Source organism: Oceanimonas sp. GK1, from assembly GCF_000243075.1.
Taxonomy (GTDB): Bacteria; Pseudomonadota; Gammaproteobacteria; order Enterobacterales; family Aeromonadaceae; genus Oceanimonas.
Window position 1 is genome coordinate 2,639,921 of sequence record NC_016745.1, and the last position, 17,788, is coordinate 2,657,708.

The window sequence follows — 17,788 nt, forward strand, 5'->3', positions numbered from 1 at the left end:
ATTCACTTATTGCTGGTTTTCTTCACCAGTATACGTTCGTAGCAGGCCAGATCGGCCGCGCTGAACAACACAAAGCGCACCCGCCTGACACTGGGGCAGTCCGCCAGGGCAGCCAGTACCGTCTCGATGGCAATCTGTGCCGCCGGCTCAGCAGGATAACCGAAAATGCCGGTGGCGATCGCAGGAAAGGCCACCGACGCCCGTCTTTTTTGTGCGACCAGCGCCATGGCCTGGCGGTAACAGGAAGCCAGCAGCGCAGCGGCGGGCTCGTCCACACCGTACACCGGCCCCAGGCAGTGAATAACATGGCGGTTGGGCAGAAGGTGGCCGCCGGTGATCACCGCTTCCCCCGGTTGGATTGGCGCCAGCCGCCGGCACTCCTGCGCCAGTCCGGGCCCGGCCGCCCGGTGAATGGCCCCGGCCACGCCGCCGCCGGGCAACAGGGCGCCGTTGGCGGCATTGACGATCACCTCGATGTCCGGCTGTTGAGTAATATCCCCCTGCACGCATTCCACACATACCCCGTGTTGCACTATTTGCATCTGTGACCTCCGTTCCTCTGGCCCGACCAACGTCCCGGTTTCAGCTTAGGGGGTATTCCGACATCGCACCTTTATGGCGCTGGGGAGCGACGCAATGCTATTCACTAGCAAAGCGCGCCTTCATCCGTCTGCTGGCGAGCCAGGGCCGCGCCAAGCGTACGAAAATAACGGCCAAAGGCCACATTGCAGCGGGCGCGTTGCGCGCCCTGAGGATAAAGCCCGAGTTCCGCTTCCCGGGTAGCCCTGGTGCCCTTTACCAGAAAACCATTCTTGATGGCCGCATCCTGCACAAAGGCTTCAAAGGCCCGGGCACACAGCTCTTCCGGCCGGCTGAAATACACCATGCCCTGCTGTTCATCCACCCTGGCCGAGGCATGGAACTGCGGGCTGGGTGTGCTGCCGTCTGCGCTGAGCAGGACGGCTTCAAAACAATCGAACAACAGGCGGTTGAGCGGATGCACCACGGGGGTGGCATTATCAAGCCAGGCCCGGGATGCCAGGGTAGCCCCGGTCACGCCCACCAGGGCCTTGCCGGCCATATAATGGTCAAAGGCATGAAACCATTCGTGCGCTATGCTGCCTTGGCCGGCATGCTTGGCCAAGGCAAAGCTGCGGGTAGCCGGGTTGTAGTGGGCACTGACACCAGGCCGGCCGCCAGTGCCATATTGCAGTGACAAGGTGCCACGCAACGAAATCAGGGATTCGGGCCCTTGCAGGATCAGCATGAGGTCACACAATGCATTATAAAAATGTGCGGCTGCGCGGTCTCGCTCCGCGCGAGTCACCCAGCGCCCAATTTCAATGCTGCGAAAGTCAAAGCGCCGACGAATGAATACAAAATCCACCGGCATCCCCTGCGCATGATCGGGACCGTTACGATAAAAGCGTCCTGATTTGTATCCTCTCTCATCCATCGCCTGATTTGATAGCTCATTCGCTCTATGACGGTCAAATCATACTGTCATTTCTTTCGGTATAAAACGGCGGCTATCGGGTCAGGGCCGCCTGCGCCCGGTAAACAGGCTGATAATAAACAAGACGATACCCACCACAAACACCAGCTTGGCAGCACCGGCGGCGGTACCGGCCACGCCACTAAAACCCAGCAAGGCGGCCATCACGGCGATGACCAGAAAGATAATTCCCCATCGAAACATGGTTGATTTCCTGCGTTCAGACATGATGGACGATGGCCACCTGCCGACGCAGGTGGCCCCTGGCTCAGTGCACTACCTTGATGTCGTTTTTAACGGTATCCACACCGTCTATGTTGCGGGCAAGGTTCGCCGCCTGCGCAGCCTGCTCAGGACTGTCCACTTCCCCACTCAGGTGTACCACACCGTTGTCGGTTTCCACGCTGACGGCGGTACCGGCCACCACAGGATCGGCCAATAACACCGCCTTGATTTTGCCGGTAATCAGGGCATCCCCCGCCAACCCTGCCAGAGAGTCGTCTTCAGGGGTGCCGGCTTCCCTGACATGCAGTTGATCGTCAACCGACACCACCCCCTTGACGCCCTCGGCAATCCCAACGGCACGTTCTGCCTGCGCTTGTGCCGGCACAAAGCCGCTCAGCACGACCCGGCCCTGGGTCGTTTCCACTGAAATATCGACGCTGGCAACGGCGTCATCATTCAGCAATGCCGACTTTACCTTACCGGTGATCATGCTGTCGTTCATAAAACCGCCCGCTTGCTTTACCGCCTGTTCTGCCTTGTCTGCGGTCTGTTCGGCGGTCGCCTCCGCTTTTCCAGCCAGAGATTCATTGGCCAGCGCACTGCCCGCCACCATGATGGAACTCATTACTACAGCCAGTACGGAACGGGAAAATATTGATTTGTTAGTCATGCTCTCTTCCTCCGGTTGTAACCTGATGTCCCCTGCGGGGCCCATGACTGATACGCCGGCCTGAGGCCCGCTGCATCAGTGCCCCTTCACTATTGAATTCGCCCGTTATCTTTTCAAGGCGGATGAAAACACCCGCGAACAGGCCTGACGGAGCATTATGGCGACAATACGGAAAAGAGGCTTATATGAGGCCCATTCATTTAATAAACTCTATTAAAAACAAAAAGTTAAAAAGCAGAACAAGATCGCGACAAACGCCGACAGAGCAAGGCGGCGGCCCTGGCTGTCATGATGCCGTCACATTGTAATAAAACCGTCATATTGAGACGGCATAGTGCGCCCATCATGACGATGAGGATGTACCATGAGCCCTGAAACCTCCGCCCTCCCCGCCTCCGCCGCCACCAGCCAAAGCACTCCCCGCTGGTTGTCCTGGCTGCTGGTGGCCGCCCTGGTTTACCTGCTGCTGGCCGCCGTCGGCGCCATTGGTGCCGGCTTTAAAGCCGCAGCCGGAGAGGATGCCAAGGCCCTGTTTGAATTTGCTTCCAACCCCGTGATTGCCCTGATTATCGGGGTCGTGGCCACGGCGCTGATCCAGAGCTCCAGCACCGTGACGTCCATCATCGTCGGCATGGTGGCCGGCGGCCTGCCAGTGGCCATTGCCATTCCCATGGTGATGGGCGCCAACATCGGCACTTCGCTCACCAGCACCCTGGTCAGCCTGGGCCATGTGCGCAACGGCGAGGAATTTCGCCGTGCCTTTTCCGCCGCCACCGTGCATGACAGCTTTAACCTGCTGGCGGTGGCCATCGTGTTGCCGCTGGAGCTGTTGTTCCAGCCCCTGGCCCGCGCCTCCGAGTGGCTGGCCGGCCTGCTGGTAAGCGATGCCAGCATGAGCCTGGGCAATATCAACTTTATGAAAGCCATGCTGGCCCCCGCCACCGGCCTGCTGAAAGACAGCGTGGCCTGGCTACCCGGCGTCTGGTCCGGGGTGGCGCTCATTCTGCTGGGCATTAGTCTGATCCTGATGGTGGTGACCCAGATTGGCCGGGTGCTGCGTTCCCTGATGGCCGGCCGGGCCATGGGCATACTGCGCACCGCCGTGGGGCGCGGTCCGGTGTCGGGCATGGCGTCGGGCACCCTGGTCACCGTGCTGGTACAGTCGTCCTCCACCACCACCTCGCTGATCGTGCCCCTGGCCGGCTCCGGCATGTTCAGCCTGAAGCAGGTCTATCCCTTTATTCTGGGCAGCAACATCGGCACCACCATCACCGCCCTGCTGGCGGCCACCGCCATCACCGGCGCCTCGGCCATGGTGGCGCTGCAAATCGCCCTGGTACACCTGCTGTTCAACGTGATGGCCATTGCCCTCATCTATATGCTGCCGCTGCTGCGCTCCCTGCCCATGCACATGGCCGAGCAGCTGGCTGCCCTGGCCCAGCGCAACAAGGGCTATGTGGCGGCTTATATCGGCGGCGTTTTCTTCGTCCTGCCCCTGGGGCTGGTCGGCCTCAGTCAGTGGCTGTAAGCACGTTCGGCTGAGCGCTTCCGCGCTCCGCAGGGGCGGTGGTGTTATCACAGGCAGGCCGCTAGAATGGCGCCTGCTTTTTTATTGCCGGACAACACGCCATGGACATCACCGCCCTGCCCGCTTTCAAGGCCCACCTGCACACCGCCCTTGCCGAACCGCCCACCGAGGTTCGCCGGCTGTTTCACGGCCGGGGCCGGCGCTGGCCGGGGCTGGAGCAACTGACCGTGGACTGGCTCGACGGCCAGGTACTGGTGAGCCTGTTCCGGGAGCCGGAACCCGCCTTTTTGAACGAATTGCACGGCCTGTTCAATGAGCTGGTGGCCACGGCGGTATGGCAACAAAGCGGTGCCACCGCCCTGCTGCTGCAACACCGCAGCCGCGAGGGCTCACCGCTGGAGGTGGTATGGGGGGAACTGGAGGCCAGCCCGGTGGTGCGCGAGCACGGCCTGAAATACCGGCTGACCCTGGGCCGCAACCAGAATCACGGCCTGTTTCTGGACATGCGCCTGGGCCGGCAGTGGGTACGGCAGCAGGCCGAAGGCAAACGGGTGCTGAACCTCTTTGCCTACACTTGCGGGTTTTCCGTGGCCGCCATCGCCGGCGGCGCCGAGCGGGTCGTGAACCTGGACATGGCCAAGTCGTCCCTGGCCCGGGGCCGGGACAACCATCGTCTCAACGGCCACGATCTGGGCAAGGTCGGCTTTCTTGGCCACGAGTTGTTCAAATCCTGGGGCAAGGTGCGCAAGCTGGGCCCTTATGAGCTCATCATTATCGATCCGCCGTCCTTTCAGAAAGGCAGTTTTGCCCTGAGCCGGGATTACGGCAAGATACTGCGCCGGCTGCCGGAGCTGCTTACTCCCTGTGGCCAGGTGCTGGCCTGTGTCAATGATCCGGATATCCACAGTCAGTTCCTGATTGACGGCATGGCCGAGCAGGCGCCGGGGCTGCGCTATGTGACGCGCCTCGACAACCCGCCCGAATTTGCCGACATCGACCCCGAGGCCGGGCTCAAGGCGCTGGTGTTCGCTCAGGGGTAAGGGCCGGCTCACGCTCACGGGCGTATTTTTGTGCCAGCACCGCACACACCATCAGCTGGATCTGGTGAAAAATCATCAGCGGCAGCAAGGCCGGCCCCAGCATGGCGCCGGCAAACAGCACCTTGGCCATGGGCACCCCCGTGGCCATGCTCTTTTTGGAGCCGCCAAAGACGATGGTGATGCGGTCTTCCCGGTTAAAACCCAGCCGCCGGCCAAGCCAGGCGGTCAACCAGAGGATCAGCGCCAGCAGGCCGCAGCACGCCAGGGTCAGCATCACCAGTTTCGACCACGACACCGTGTGCCACAGTCCTTCCACCACGGAGGCACTCAGCGCCGTGTACACCACCAGCAGAATGGAGCCCTGATCCACCCGGCCCAGCCAGGCCCGGTTGCGGTCCACAAAACCGCCAATGACCGGCCGCAGCAGATGGCCGGCGGCAAAGGGCAGCAGCAGCTGGGCGCTGATGGACACAATGGAGTCAAGCGGCGACACCGCCTCGCCGGCCTGCAGATTGAGCAACGCCGCTACCAGCAAGGGGGTGAGCACGATGCCGAGAATACTGGAGGCGGACGCACTGCACACCGCCGCCGGCACATTGCCCCCGGCCAGCGAGGTAAAGGCAATGGCCGACTGCACCGTGCCCGGCAGCACACACAAAAACAGCACTCCCATGTACAGCGGCTCTCCCAGCAGCGGCAACAACAGCGGCTTGAGCAAGAGGCCAAGCAGCGGAAACAGCGCAAAGGTACAGCCAAACACCAGCACATGCAGCCGCCAGTGGGTGGCACCGGCCACGATGGCCTGGCGGGACAGCTTGGCGCCGTGCATAAAAAACAGCAGGGCAATGGCGGCGGTAGTGAGATGATTAAAAAACACCGCGCCCTGGCCCTCGGCCGGCAACAGACTGGCCGCGGCCACCACCGCCAGCAGGATCAGCGTAAAGTTATCAAACAGCAGTCGTAACATTCTGAACATTTCAGCATCCTGATTGTGACAAGGTCGGTGAGCATTATAATTGGAACCTCCTTATGACTTTATCGGCAAAAAGAGATGGAATGTCGCCAAAAAGACAACCAGCAACAGCTGCTTGACCAGCTCGCGCAACTGGAAACGTTGCCAAGACCCGTGCTGGGGCAGCGGTTATCGCTGCCCAACCAGGCCATTCACGCTCACCACGCCCATCCCTGGATACAACTGTCCTATGCCGCGGCAGGCGTGGTCACGGTGGAAACCCCGCGGGCCCGCTTTGTGGCACCGCCGAACCGGGCGGTGTGGATACCGCCCGGCCTTAAGCACGGGGTGCACTGCGCCGCCGGCACCCAGATTCGCAGCCTGTATATCACGCCCGCGGTCGTGTCCTGCCGCCCCTGCGAGGTGGTGGAAATCAGCCCGCTGCTTCGGGAGCTGATCCTGGCCTTCAGCGACGTTGAGGTGGAATATGACGAAGCCGGCGCCGAGGGCAGGCTGGTGACGGTGATGCTGGATCAACTGGCGGTCGCCCCGGCCTGCGCCCTGATGCTGCCCTGGCCCGACGACAACGCCCTGGCCGGCATTTGCCACTACCTGGCCGCCCACCCGGACTGCCGCCAGCCCATGAGTCATTTCAGCGCGCCGCTGGGTGTCAGCGACAAGACCCTGGGGCGATATTTCATCCGCCATACCGGCATGAGCTTTCGCCAGTGGCGCCAGCGCGCCCGGCTGCTGGCCGCCCTGCCCCTGCTGGAGCAAAACCTGCGCATTACCGACGTGGCGCTGGAATGCGGCTACGACAGCCTGTCGGCCTTTATTGCCGCCTTTGGTGACCTGCTGGGCTGCACGCCGGGGGAGTATGTGCGCAGCAGGGAGCAAAACTGAAAATCATAAGCCTGCTGCTCCATATGCAATGCGAAGCAGCAGCAGGGTTACCTCCGCCGACACGCTTCAAGCCCATCCATGGGACGCTCGGCACATGCCGTCCTTGGCATGTGACGGTCGGCTCCGGTAATCCCTGCTGCTACTTCGTGAAACTCCGGCGCTACCTGCCACTGAGTTTTTCTATTCCCCAGTCCCCAATCCCCTTTTTTGCCCCTACTCCCTCGCCGTTAACGGCAAAGCCGTGGTGTACTTGATTTGCTCCATGGCGAAGCTGGAGGTGATGTTCGACAGCCCTTCGGTGCTGTTGATGAGCTTTTTGTAGAAACGGTCAAAGGCGGCAATGTCGGCCACCACCACTCTGAGCATATAGTCCCACTCGCCTGACATGCGGTAAAACTCCACCACTTCGTCAAAGGCGGTGACCGTTTCGGCAAAGCGCGCCAGCCAGCGGCTGTCGTGGTGCTGGGTCTTGATCTGTACAAACACCGACAGGCCCAGCCCCAGCCGTTCGGCGTCAAGCAGCGCCACCCGGCCGCGAATGTAACCGGCTTCTTCCAGCCGCTTGACCCGCTTCCAGCAGGGCGTGGTGGACAGGTTCACCGCCTCCGCCAGATCCTTCAGGGCCAGGGTGGCGTCCTGCTGCAACAGGGCCAGAATATGACGATCGAAATTATCCATTGGCATTGCCGCCACTCAAGAGAAAAATTTTCTCAATATTATCGCTCCAACCAAAAACAAGAGAAAATTTTTTTCACTCGATGAGAATACAATTCCGGGCATGATTCAGTGTTACGGAAGCCGTTTTGATGAGCCAGTGGACCCGCACCGCCCTTAAGATCCTCTCCAGCGATCAGCTGCGTACCTCGGATACCCACCTGTATCGCCTGGATATTCCCGCTCTGGCCGGCATCGATATCTACCTCAAGGACGAGAGCACCCATCCCACCGGCAGCCTCAAGCACCGGCTGGCCCGCTCGCTGTTTCTGCATGCCATCTGCAGCGGCAAGGTGCGCGAAGGCACCCATGTGGTGGAAGCCTCCTCCGGCAGCACGGCCGTGTCGGAAGCCTATTTTGCCAAGCTGCTGGGCCTGCCCTTTACCGCCGTGATGCCGGCGTCCACCACCCGCAGCAAAATCACTCAGGTGGAGCGCCTCGGCGGCCGTTGTCACTTTGTGGCCCATGCCAGCGAGGTGTATGCCGCCGCCGAGCAGCTGGCCGCCGATACCCAGGGCCACTACATGGATCAGTTCACCTACGCCGAGCGGGCCACGGACTGGCGGGGCAACAACAACATTGCCGAGAGCATTTTTCGCCAGCTGGCGGAAGAGCCGCACCCGGAGCCCGAGGCCATTGTGATGAGCGCCGGCACCGGCGGCACCTCGGCCACCCTGGGGCGCTACATTCGCTATGCCGGCCTGAACACCCGGCTGGTGGTGGTGGATCCGGAAAATTCGGTGTTTTTTGACAGCTTCATGCAGCGGGACAACACCCTCACCAGCCGGGCCTGCGGCCGCATCGAGGGCATTGGCCGCCCCCGGGTGGAAGCCTCGTTTCTGCCCGAGGTGATCGACCGCATGATAAAAGTGCCCGACGCCGCCAGTATCGCCACCCTGCACTGGCTGGAGCGCATCCTGGGCCGCAAGGCCGGCGGCTCCACCGGCACCAACCTGTGGGGCGTGCTGCAACTGGCGCTGGAAATGCAACAGGCGGGCAAAACCGGCTCACTGGTGACCCTGATGTGCGACGGCGGCGAGCGCTACCTCGACACCTATTACAACTCACGCTGGGTCGCCGAATATATCGGCGATATTGCTCCTTACAGCGAACAGCTGGCCAGGCTGGGTTGAGGGGACGGGATTAGGCTTGCGCCGAAGTAACGGCGTTGATTTCGCATCTCTCACTCCTTCCCCCTCACCGCCGTCCGGCTGGCTCCCAGCACCAGCATGCAGGGGGTGAGCAGCAGGGTCAGCAGGGTGGCAAAGGCCAGGCCGCCGGCGATGGCGCTGGAGAGCTGAGTCCACCACTGGGTTGAAGGCGCCCCCAGTCCCAGCGAGGGAGTGAGCAGGTCCACGTTCACCCCCAGCACCATGGGCATCAGCCCCAGCACGGTGGTGATGGCGGTCAGCAGCACCGGGCGCAGACGCAGGCAGCCGGTTTCCAGTGCCGCTTCCACCGGGCTCAGGCCCTCGGCCCGCAACTGGTTGAAGGTGTCGATCAGCACGATATTGTTGTTCACCACGATGCCCGCCAGGGCGATGATGCCCATGCCCACCATCACAATGCCGAACGACTGGCCGTTCAGCAGCAGCCCCATCAACACACCGGCGGTGGAAAACAGGATGGCCGACAACACCAGGGCGGTCTGGTACAGGCTGTTGAACTGGACAACCAGGATCAGCGTCATCAGCAACACCGCCACCACAAAGGCGGTGCTCAGAAACTGCCCCGCTTCCCGCTGATCTGCGTCTTCCCCGGCCAGCGTTAACACCACCCCTTCCGGCAGGGTCACCCCGGCCTGCTGCAGGGCCGCCAGCCGCTCGTCGAGGCGAAAGCCCTCGGCCATGTCCGCCTTGATGGTGACGGTACGCCGGCCGTCCACCCGGTGCAGGGTGCCCACCTTGGGCGCCGGGGTCAGGGTGACGAACTCGCTCAGGGGCACCTGGCCCCGGGGAGTGTTCAGGGTCAGGCGGGAGAGCTGATCCACCGAGCGCCAGTGCCGGGGCAGCCGCACGCGAATGTCCACCTCGTCGCTGGCGTCTTCCGGCCGGTAGCTGGCCAGGCGCAGGCCGTTGGTGACCAGCTGCACCGCATTGCCCACACTGAGCACATCGGCTCCCATGCGGGCGGCGGCTTCCCGGTCTACTTCCAGCCGCCATTCAATGCCCGGTAGACTGCGATCGTCTTCGATATCGGCAAAGCCCCCCAGCGCATTCATGGCGCGGCGCACACGGTCGGTGGCATCACTCAACACGCGATCGTCCGTACCCGACAGCCGGATTTCCACCGGTTTGCCCGCTCCCGGTCCCATTTGCTGTTCGCGAAATTCCAGCACCACCCCGGGAAGGTCGGCGGTGCGCGCCAGCATGGTTTCCCGAATGGCGCTGGCCGGTCGGCGCAAATACCAGTCGATAAACTGAAACTGCAGCACGCCAATCACGTCGCTGCCCATCTGATTGTCGGCCATGGCAAAGCTGCGGGCGTAGAGTGCCCGCACCTCGGTGAGCCCGGCCAGCCGGCGTTCCACTTGGCGAAGCAGGGCGTCCTTTTCATACACCGACAGATCCCCCCGGGCCCGCACCTGCAACTGGGCACTGTCCGGCTCGATATCGGGAAAGAACTCCACGCCGTGGTTAAAGCGGGCGTAACCGGCATAAATCAGGGCAATCAGCCCCAGGGTGCCGGCCAGGGTCAGGCCGGGACGGTGCAGCAGCCGGGCCAGCAGAGCACGGTACTGCGCCAGTCCCGGCACCACCACCGGCGCCTTGGGCTGGCGGCCGGGCCGGCCCAGGCCACCCATGGTGGGCAAAAACACCAGTGCCATGGCCAGGGATGCCAGCAGGCAGATAATGACGGTGGCGGGCAGGTACTGCATAAACTCCCCCACCACCCCGGGCCAGAACAACAGCGGTACGAACACCGCCAGGGTGGTCAGGGTGGAGGCGATCACCGGCCAGCTCATGCGATGGGCGGCGTTAATCCAGGCTTCTTTGGGCCGCTGGCCATCATGCAGGTGGCGATCGGCGAGCTCCGACACCACAATGGCCCCGTCCACCAGCATGCCCGCCACCAGGATCAGCGCAAACAGCACGATGATGTTCATGGTAAAGCCGATGCCCCAGATGATCAGAATGCCGGTAAGAAAGGCGCCGGGAATGGTGAGCCCCACCATGATCGCCGAGCGCGCGCCCATGGTGGCCAGGATCAGAATGAGTACCAGCACCACGGCGGTGAGCACATTGTTGAGCAAATCCGACAACATGGTCTCAATTTGCGTGGACTGATCCATGATGTAGTCGATTTCCACCCCCTCGGGCAGCAGCGGCCGGGCCTGGGCCAGCAGCGCCTTGACCTGGGCGATGGTCTCGATAATGTTGGCACCGGCGCGCTTGCTCACCTCCAGCACCAGGCCGGGCTGGCCATTGATACGGGCAAAGCCGGCGGGATCCTTGAAGGTACGCCGGAGCGTGGCCACATCACCAAAGGTCACCACCTGATCGCCGCTGACCTTGAGCGGCAGCCCGAGCACGTCATCCAGGCTTTCAATCACGCCCGGCACCTTGATGGCCAGCCGGCCGGCGCCGGTGTCCAGGCTGCCGGCAGCCACCAGCCGGTTGTTGCGGGACACCAGGTTGAACAGTTGCGTGTAGTCAATGCCGTAACCCTCGAGCACCTGAGGGTCGACCAGGATCTCCAGCACGTCTTCCCGATCGCCGCCGATGTCCACCTCCAGCACCTCGGCAATGCCTTCAATCTCGTCCTTCAGCCGCCGGGCAATCATCACCAGCTCGCTTTCCGCAAGCGGCCCCGACAGCGCCACCGACAGCACCGGAAACAGGGCCACGTTGATCTCATGCACCACCGGCTCGTCCGCCTCCTGGGGCAGCTCGCTGCGGGCCGAGTCGACCTTTTCACGCACTTCCTGCAAGGCCCGGCGGGGATCAAAACCGGCGTCGAACTCCAGCATCACCGCCGCATGGCCTTCGCTGGCGGTGGAGGTCATCTTCTTCACCCCTTCCAGGGTACGCAGCTCCTGCTCCATGGGGCGCACCAGCAGCCGCTCGCCGTCTTCCGGACTGATGCCTTCCAGGCTCATGGAGACATACATCATGGGAATGGTGACGTCGGGGTTGGCCTCCTTGGGAATGGCCTGATAGGCCCCCATGCCCCCCAGCAGCAGAAAGACAAAGGCCAGCAGGGTGGCCCGGCTGCGGTAAACGGCGGCTTCAATCAGAGCCCTCATTCAGGCTGCTCCCGTACCGCCACCGGTTCCCCTTCGGCCACAAAACCGGCCCCCCGGGTCACCACCCGAGCCTGCTCCGGCAAACCGGTAACCCAGGCGTTATCGGGCGTAATGGCCAGCAGGGTCACCGGCAGCAGCTGTAATCGGCTCTGCGCGTCGACCACCGGCACCGCGGGCCGGCCACGCTCGTCCAGCGTCAGTAATGCCGGCGACAGCCGGTGGGCCGGGCGCGGCGGCAGTGCCATGCGCAGCTCGGCACTGGCCCCGGCCAGACGCAGCCCCTGCGGATTGGCAAAGCGGGCCTCCACCGCAAAGCTGCGGGTGGCGGTGTCGGCGGCACTGGCCACAAAGGTGAGGGTGCCTTCAAGCTCGCGGCCATCCAGCAGCCCTGCGGTCACCGCCAGGCCCGGCTTCAGCTCCGCCACCTGTTGCTGGGGCACCTGCGCCAACAGTTTCAGCTCGCTGGCATCCACCAGGGTCAGCAAGGCATCGCCAACCCGGACGTAATCCCCCAGCTCCACCTGACGGTGGTCCACCCTGCCGGCAAAGGGAGCGACGGGCCGGCTGTAGTCCAGTTCCAGTCGGGCCTGGATCAACGCCGCCTCGGCCTGGGCAGCGGCAGACTTGCGCATCAGGTAATCGGTTTCGGCAAGCAGCCCCTGCCGCCGGAGCCGCTCGGCGGCGGCCAGCTCCGCCCTTCGCAGCGTCCGCTCGGCCTCGGCCCGGGCCAGACCGGCCTTGCGATCATCCACGCTGAGGGCAAGCAACTGATCGCCGGGGCTGACCGCCCGGCCAAGCTCCGGCAGTTGTTCCACCAGGCCTTCCACCCGGGCGCGCACCACCAGCTGTTGCCCCGCCTGCAATTGTCCCTGCACCACCCGGCGAGGCTGGTAGGGCTCGGCGGCCAGCGTTGTTACCTGCAACCGGAATGTCGCCGGGGCAGCCGCAGGGCCGGGCTCCGGGGGCTGGCCGGCCGCCTGATACAGCTCGCCACGGCTCAGCCAGAGTGTGCCCAGAGCCAGCACGACCAGCCACCAGGCCAGGGTCTGATGCCGCTTCACCCAACCACGCCACGCTTTCTCCGCCATATTGTTATTATCCGTGCCATTTGAGTAAGACTCAGCATATCAACTTGGTATCCAGGCAGACAGCCTTGATGCAGATCAAAAAACCACCTATTTTATTGACTAATTGGTCAGGCCGGCGTACCGTGGAATAAATAAACATCTGGAGTACCACTTATGAATGATCAACGTTTGCTGACCCTGGCCAACCTCTCCATGGTGGTGTTTCTGCTGCTGTTCTGCGGCTCACTCGGTACCGCCTGGTTGGGCGAGCAGTCGCTGTCGATGGGCACCACCGTCTTTATGCACATTTCCCTGGTGATCACCGCCGCCCTGTTCAAACTGGCCTATGTGGTACGCCTTATCGCCCAGGATCGAATGGGCCAGCCGCTGGTGTAAGCCCAACAAAAAGCCCCGCATCAAGCGGGGCTTTGTCATGATACCGGTGCCGATCAGATCAGCTGGCTGCGCAGCCAGTCGAGCACAATGCCATAGCGGGCGGGCAGCATGGGCTCCAGCTTGTCCAGCGCGGCCTGGGTGTCCGCCGGGTTGTCGAGGCAGAAGTTGATGTGACCCACCTTGCGGCCGGGGCGCACCTCCTTGCCATACCAGTACAGCTCGGCGCCGGACACCGACAGCCAGGCGTCGTTGCGCTCGGTGCCCACCAGGTTGACCATGACGCTGGTGTTTTTCACCGTCGGCGCCACCAGGGGCAGGCCGGCCACGGCGCGCAGGTGCGCCTCGAACTGGCTGACGCTGGCACCGGCCTGGGTCCAGTGGCCGCTGTTGTGCACCCGCGGCGCCAGCTCGTTGATGAGCAGATGATCGCCCACCCGGAAACACTCCATGGCCATGACGCCGACGTAGTCGAGATCCTTCATCAGGGTGCCGAGCATGCGCTCGGCCTCCTCCTGCAGGTGGGCCAGCCGCGCCAGGGGCGACACCGAGCCCAGCAGAATGCCGTCCACATGCAGGTTGAGGGTCAGCGGATAGAAATAGCACTGGCCGTCTTCGCCGCGCATGCCGACGATGGAGGCTTCCTCGTCAAAGTCGATGGCCTGCTCGGCAATGGCCTGGGTGTGCCAGTCATCGGGAATGGCATCCCGCCCCGGCTCCCGCAGCCAGTGCTGGCCGCGACCGTCGTAGCCGCCGGTGCGACGCTTGAGCAGCACCCGCTCGCCCAGAACCTGGTGCAGGCCCTCGGCGGTGGTGTCGGTTTCCACCAGGCGCCAGGGCGCGGTGGCCAGCCCCAGTTTGTCGATGAGCGACTTCTGGGTGTAGCGGTCGGCCAGCAGGGGAAAGGTGTTCAGGTTGACGAACGCCGGGTGCGCCGCCAGCTGGCGGGTGGCGGCGGTTTCAGGCCACTGCTCGCGCTCGGCGGTCACCTTTTCATGGGCCGCCAGCGGAAAGGTTTCTTCAGACTCGATGTCCACCGGACGCACATCCAGATCCAGCGGCATGCCCGCGTGTTTCAGCATTTGGCCCAGCTGGCCGGCACCCAGTACCCAGATACGGCTCATGCGTCCTCCCTCGGGTCGGGGCTGCCCAGCACGGTATCGGTTTGATCCTTGCGGAAGGTTTCCAACCGCTCGGCCAGCTCGGCGTCGTGGTTGGCCAGCATCTGGCAGGCCAGCAGGCCGGCGTTGAAGGCACCGGCGGTGCCGATGGCCAGGGTGCCCACGGCCACGCCCTTGGGCATCTGCACGATGGACAGCAGGCTGTCGAGGCCGCTCAGGGCCTTGCTCTGTACCGGTACGCCCAGCACCGGCAGGCGGGTTTTGGCCGCTACCATGCCCGGCAGGTGGGCGGCGCCGCCGGCACCGGCGATGATCACCTGGTAACCGCGCTCCACCGCCTTTTCACCGAATTCCATCAGCTTGTCGGGGGTACGGTGCGCCGACACCACTTCCACGGTATAGGACACCTGCAGCTGGTCCATGATCTCTGCAGCACCCTGCATGGTGGGCCAGTCGCTTTTCGAGCCCATGATGACGGCAACTTTTGCTTGCATGACTACTCCTGTTCAACAACGTTCAGCATTTATCTGGTGGATCCGGGGGAGCGCGGATTATACCGAAACCACGGTTTTGCGGCCAGTGAAAGGGTGGACATTACCTGACTCAATCGTTAAGGTATTGGCCGTTCAATGCTGGTCTAACCAATTCAAGGAGGTGTACGCCTTATGATGGGCGCCATAGAAGCTTTCCCCTGACGCACAGCTTTGTGCCGTCGACCGCACCATACCAGGCTAACGCCAACGTCTTTAAGAAGCGCATCGCTTCACCGCAACACACATTCTCGCTGTTTGCCACACCCTGAACGGGGTTTACACGTCCGTTGCCGTCAGCCAGGTCGTCCAATTCGTGCCCTGCATGTCGCCTGTTGGCGCCACTGCGGGTGCGTGTCTGTGTTTTTCGCAAGACAGGGAGATGAACTTGGAACTCTATCAATTTTCCAGCACGACCGTGCTGTTACTGCTGGCCGCCTTTTACGGCGGCACTTACCTCATCACCACCTTTATCAAGAAGGGGCAGGAAGACACCGACGCCTTCATGGTGTCCAACCACAGCGTCGGTTTTGGCATGGGGGCGGCCAGCATGACCGCCACCTGGATCTGGGCTGCTTCCTTCTACGCCGCCGCCACCTCCGGCTATACCTATGGCGTGTCGGGGCCGCTGCACTACGGCCTGTGGGGTGCCCTGATGATACTGTTCATCTATCCCTTTGGCCGTCGGTTTCGCGCCCTGGCCCCCAACGCCCACACCCTGGGGGAAGTCATTCACGCCCGGCACGGCTCCTCCAGCCAGCTCATTCTGGCGTTTTCCAACCTGCTGGGCAGCATCATCAGCCTGATGGTGAACTTCACCGCCGCCGGTGCCCTGGTGTCGGTGCTGTCGCCGCTGTCGTTTCAGACCGGGGTGATCATCGCCGGGGTCGGTGTGCTCAGCTACACCCTGTGGTCGGGTTTTCGTGCTTCCGTGCTCACCGACTTTGCCCAGCTGATTGCGCTGATGGCCATTGCGGTGGTGATCATTCCCGCCGTGCTGTTCGCCATGGGGGGGCCGGCCGAGGTGATGAACGGCTTTGACCAGCTCACCGCCGAGCAGGCCAACCTGTTCTCGACCGAGGCCATTCTGCACCAGGGCGCCCCCTACTTTGTGGCAGTGCTGGCCTATGCCATCGGTAACCAGACCATTTCCCAGCGCCTCTTTGCGGTGAACGAAAAGCACATCAAGCCCACCTTCCTGACCGCCACGCTTGGGTACGGCGCCATTGTCATTGGTCTGGGCATGATTGGCCTGATGGCCCTGACCAACGGCGTTGAGCCCCTCAACGGTGACATGAACAACCTGATCCCGCAGATGGTGTCCAGCTACCTGCCGCCGGTGTTCATCGGCCTGTTCTTTATTCTGGTGATCGGCTCGCTGTCCTCCACCGCCGACTCGGATCTGTCGGCCCTCTCCGCTATCGTGATGGCCGACGTGTACGGCAAGAACATCGCCAGGGGCAAGGCCGACCCCAAACGCATGCTGTTTATCGGCCGGCTGACCATGATAGTGGCCACCATGCTGGGCATTGTGTTCGCCAGCTTCTCCCTCGACATTCTGGTGATGCTGGTATTTGTGGGCGCACTGTGGGGGGCCATTGTATTTCCGGTGATCGCCAGCTGCTTCTGGAGCCGGGTGACCAACCGCGCCTTTACCACCTCGGTGCTGGCGGCGCTGGTGCTGTTCTGCGTGGCCCGCTTTGAGCTGCTGGAAATGACCGGTGCCGTTGCCCTGCTGTTTGAGCTGCTGGCCAGTATTGGCGGCGGCGTGGTGATTGGCCTGATGGCGTTCGGCTTTCTCGGCCAGCGCATCGGCTTTGCCGCCGGCATTGTCGCCGGTCTGGCGCTGATGGTGTTTGCCACCGGTTTCCTGCGGGAATACACAGTGCTGCTGTCTTCCCTGGTGGCTTATGGCGTCAGCACCCTGGTGTGCGTGGTGATGAGCCTGATGGAAAAACAGCAATTCGACTTTGATCTGATCAAACAGCGCGTGGGCAACTACGACGACCGCTTTGACGCGCCTGCGGCTACCGCAGCCATCAAATCCACCCACCTTGCCAAGGAGTCCTGAGATGAACGAACTGACCCTGGGGGCCTACATTCTGATCTGGCCCGCCCTCACCCTCTGGGTATTGATCAAGATTTGCCGCGGCGTGTGGAAAGACATCGTCGCTGCAAAAAAAGAAAACCGCGAGCTGGTGTAAGCCACAGCGGACAGCAAAAAGCGGACCTCAAGGGGTCCGCTTCTTTGGTTATGGCAAGCTACAGGTAGACCAAGTAAAGAAAACGACTTCGCCTGTATACTTCATTGTTGTTCATTTACTGGCGCCGTCTCACCAGCCGGCAAAGCAGATTTATCCTGCTCAGCAAGCGCGCCCTCGCAACAAGCCTCCAGCACAGCCAGCGATAAACCGGGATCACTCAAGGCCTTCGCAACCGCTACCCCACCCACCATCATGACCATGGTTCTTAACGTCGACGCGTCCAGAGACTGATGAGGACTTCCGGCTACTTTTGTTGCCAACCCCTTGAAAATACGTGTGTAACTTTCTCGAACCAGCGGGTCCTGCTGACCAATATCAGACACCAGAAATGCCAGTGGGCATCCGCCCTGATCCTGACTAAGGTGTTTTGAACTCAGGTAACTACGAATTAAACCATCCACACCGGAAGGGTGCTCTTCGCCCATCTGCCGAGCACGGAAGACTAAAGCCTCGGCATAGAGCTCCCGTTTGGAGTTGAAATGAGCATAAAAGGCACCACGGGTGAGACCCGCATGCTCCATCACTTGATCAATACTGGCACCGGAAAATCCCTTTTCAGTAAAAAGCCGGCCGGCGCTATACAGAATACGGTCACGTGTTTCAGCACGATGTTTGCTGGGCCAAGACATGATGCTCTCCT

General features: G+C 62.3%; 18 protein-coding genes. 7 read left to right on the forward strand and 11 right to left on the reverse strand.

Annotation, left to right across the window (positions count from 1 at the left end):
• Positions 1 to 2: 2 nt before the first annotated feature.
• The 4 genes from GU3_RS12455 to osmY all read right to left on the reverse strand — a co-directional run bounded on the left by GU3_RS12455 (position 3) and on the right by osmY (position 2,390).
• Entirely contained in the window at positions 3 to 542 is a 540-nt protein-coding gene (locus GU3_RS12455) for a macro domain-containing protein (RefSeq protein WP_014292889.1), read from the reverse strand.
• 104 nt (positions 543 to 646) lie between these two features.
• Positions 647 to 1,456: a CLCA_X family protein gene (locus GU3_RS12460; RefSeq protein ID WP_041543197.1), complete on the reverse strand. Its 810-nt coding sequence runs from the start codon at positions 1,454 to 1,456 to the stop codon at positions 647 to 649.
• An 81-nt stretch (positions 1,457 to 1,537) separates the two neighbouring features.
• A complete protein-coding gene (locus GU3_RS16840; protein WP_014292891.1) occupies positions 1,538 to 1,699 on the reverse strand; it encodes a DUF1328 domain-containing protein in 162 nt (53 codons plus the stop codon).
• A 64-nt stretch (positions 1,700 to 1,763) separates the two neighbouring features.
• A complete protein-coding gene (osmY, locus tag GU3_RS12465) occupies positions 1,764 to 2,390 on the reverse strand; it encodes a molecular chaperone OsmY (protein ID WP_041543198.1) in 627 nt (208 codons plus the stop codon).
• Between the two features lie 364 nt (positions 2,391 to 2,754).
• Between osmY and GU3_RS12470 the strand changes: the two genes are divergently transcribed.
• Positions 2,755 to 3,918, forward strand: coding sequence for a Na/Pi symporter (locus GU3_RS12470; RefSeq protein ID WP_014292893.1), 1,164 nt, complete (start codon positions 2,755 to 2,757; stop codon positions 3,916 to 3,918).
• 101 nt (positions 3,919 to 4,019) lie between these two features.
• Positions 4,020 to 4,958, forward strand: coding sequence for a class I SAM-dependent methyltransferase (locus GU3_RS12475; protein ID WP_014292894.1), 939 nt, complete (start codon positions 4,020 to 4,022; stop codon positions 4,956 to 4,958).
• Here GU3_RS12475 and GU3_RS12480 read toward each other — a convergent pair.
• On the reverse strand, positions 4,930 to 5,916 hold the full coding sequence (locus GU3_RS12480) for a bile acid:sodium symporter family protein (RefSeq protein WP_202798311.1): 987 nt from the start codon (positions 5,914 to 5,916) through the stop codon (positions 4,930 to 4,932). The genes GU3_RS12475 and GU3_RS12480 overlap by 29 nt on opposite strands.
• Positions 5,917 to 6,009: 93 nt before the next feature.
• On the opposite strand from GU3_RS12480, the gene GU3_RS12485 reads away from it, so the two are divergent.
• The gene (locus GU3_RS12485) at positions 6,010 to 6,813 is read left to right on the forward strand and encodes a helix-turn-helix domain-containing protein (RefSeq protein ID WP_014292896.1); all 804 of its coding nucleotides are present in this window, start codon (positions 6,010 to 6,012) and stop codon (positions 6,811 to 6,813) included.
• Positions 6,814 to 7,026: 213 nt separating this feature from the next.
• Here GU3_RS12485 and GU3_RS12490 read toward each other — a convergent pair whose 3' ends face one another.
• Complete coding sequence (locus GU3_RS12490; RefSeq protein ID WP_014292897.1) at positions 7,027 to 7,491, reverse strand: Lrp/AsnC family transcriptional regulator; 465 nt, start codon at positions 7,489 to 7,491, stop codon at positions 7,027 to 7,029.
• Between the two features lie 128 nt (positions 7,492 to 7,619).
• Here GU3_RS12490 and GU3_RS12495 point away from each other — a divergent pair, with 128 nt between their 5' ends.
• Complete coding sequence (locus tag GU3_RS12495) at positions 7,620 to 8,660, forward strand: PLP-dependent cysteine synthase family protein (RefSeq protein WP_014292898.1); 1,041 nt, start codon at positions 7,620 to 7,622, stop codon at positions 8,658 to 8,660.
• A gap of 50 nt (positions 8,661 to 8,710) precedes the next feature.
• Here the strand turns inward: GU3_RS12495 and GU3_RS12500 are convergent, their stop codons facing one another.
• Positions 8,711 to 11,773 (reverse strand): efflux RND transporter permease subunit, encoded by a 3,063-nt coding sequence (locus tag GU3_RS12500; RefSeq protein ID WP_014292899.1) that lies wholly within the window; start codon positions 11,771 to 11,773, stop codon positions 8,711 to 8,713.
• Positions 11,770 to 12,861, reverse strand: a complete 1,092-nt coding sequence (locus GU3_RS12505) for an efflux RND transporter periplasmic adaptor subunit (protein WP_014292900.1) — start codon at positions 12,859 to 12,861, stop codon at positions 11,770 to 11,772. Before GU3_RS12505 ends, GU3_RS12500 begins: the two co-directional genes overlap by 4 nt.
• 153 nt (positions 12,862 to 13,014) lie before the next feature.
• Between GU3_RS12505 and GU3_RS12510 the strand changes: the two genes are divergently transcribed.
• On the forward strand, positions 13,015 to 13,236 hold the full coding sequence (locus GU3_RS12510; RefSeq protein WP_014292901.1) for a hypothetical protein: 222 nt from the start codon (positions 13,015 to 13,017) through the stop codon (positions 13,234 to 13,236).
• A 53-nt stretch (positions 13,237 to 13,289) separates the two neighbouring features.
• Here the strand turns inward: GU3_RS12510 and purK are convergent, their stop codons facing one another.
• On the reverse strand, positions 13,290 to 14,357 hold the full coding sequence (gene purK, locus GU3_RS12515) for a 5-(carboxyamino)imidazole ribonucleotide synthase (RefSeq protein WP_014292902.1): 1,068 nt from the start codon (positions 14,355 to 14,357) through the stop codon (positions 13,290 to 13,292).
• Positions 14,354 to 14,848: a 5-(carboxyamino)imidazole ribonucleotide mutase gene (purE, locus tag GU3_RS12520; RefSeq protein WP_014292903.1), complete on the reverse strand. Its 495-nt coding sequence runs from the start codon at positions 14,846 to 14,848 to the stop codon at positions 14,354 to 14,356. Before purE ends, purK begins: the two co-directional genes overlap by 4 nt.
• Before the next feature lie 418 nt (positions 14,849 to 15,266).
• On the opposite strand from purE, the gene GU3_RS12525 reads away from it, so the two are divergent.
• Together GU3_RS12525 and GU3_RS17375 are read left to right on the forward strand one after the other, a co-directional pair.
• Complete coding sequence (locus tag GU3_RS12525; RefSeq protein ID WP_014292904.1) at positions 15,267 to 16,955, forward strand: sodium:solute symporter family protein; 1,689 nt, start codon at positions 15,267 to 15,269, stop codon at positions 16,953 to 16,955.
• A gap of 1 nt (position 16,956) precedes the next feature.
• Complete coding sequence (locus tag GU3_RS17375) at positions 16,957 to 17,088, forward strand: putative transporter small subunit (RefSeq protein WP_237711145.1); 132 nt, start codon at positions 16,957 to 16,959, stop codon at positions 17,086 to 17,088.
• Positions 17,089 to 17,189: 101 nt separating this feature from the next.
• On the opposite strand, the gene GU3_RS12530 is transcribed toward GU3_RS17375, so the two are convergent.
• On the reverse strand, positions 17,190 to 17,777 hold the full coding sequence (locus tag GU3_RS12530) for a TetR/AcrR family transcriptional regulator (protein WP_014292905.1): 588 nt from the start codon (positions 17,775 to 17,777) through the stop codon (positions 17,190 to 17,192).
• Positions 17,778 to 17,788: the final 11 nt, after the last annotated feature.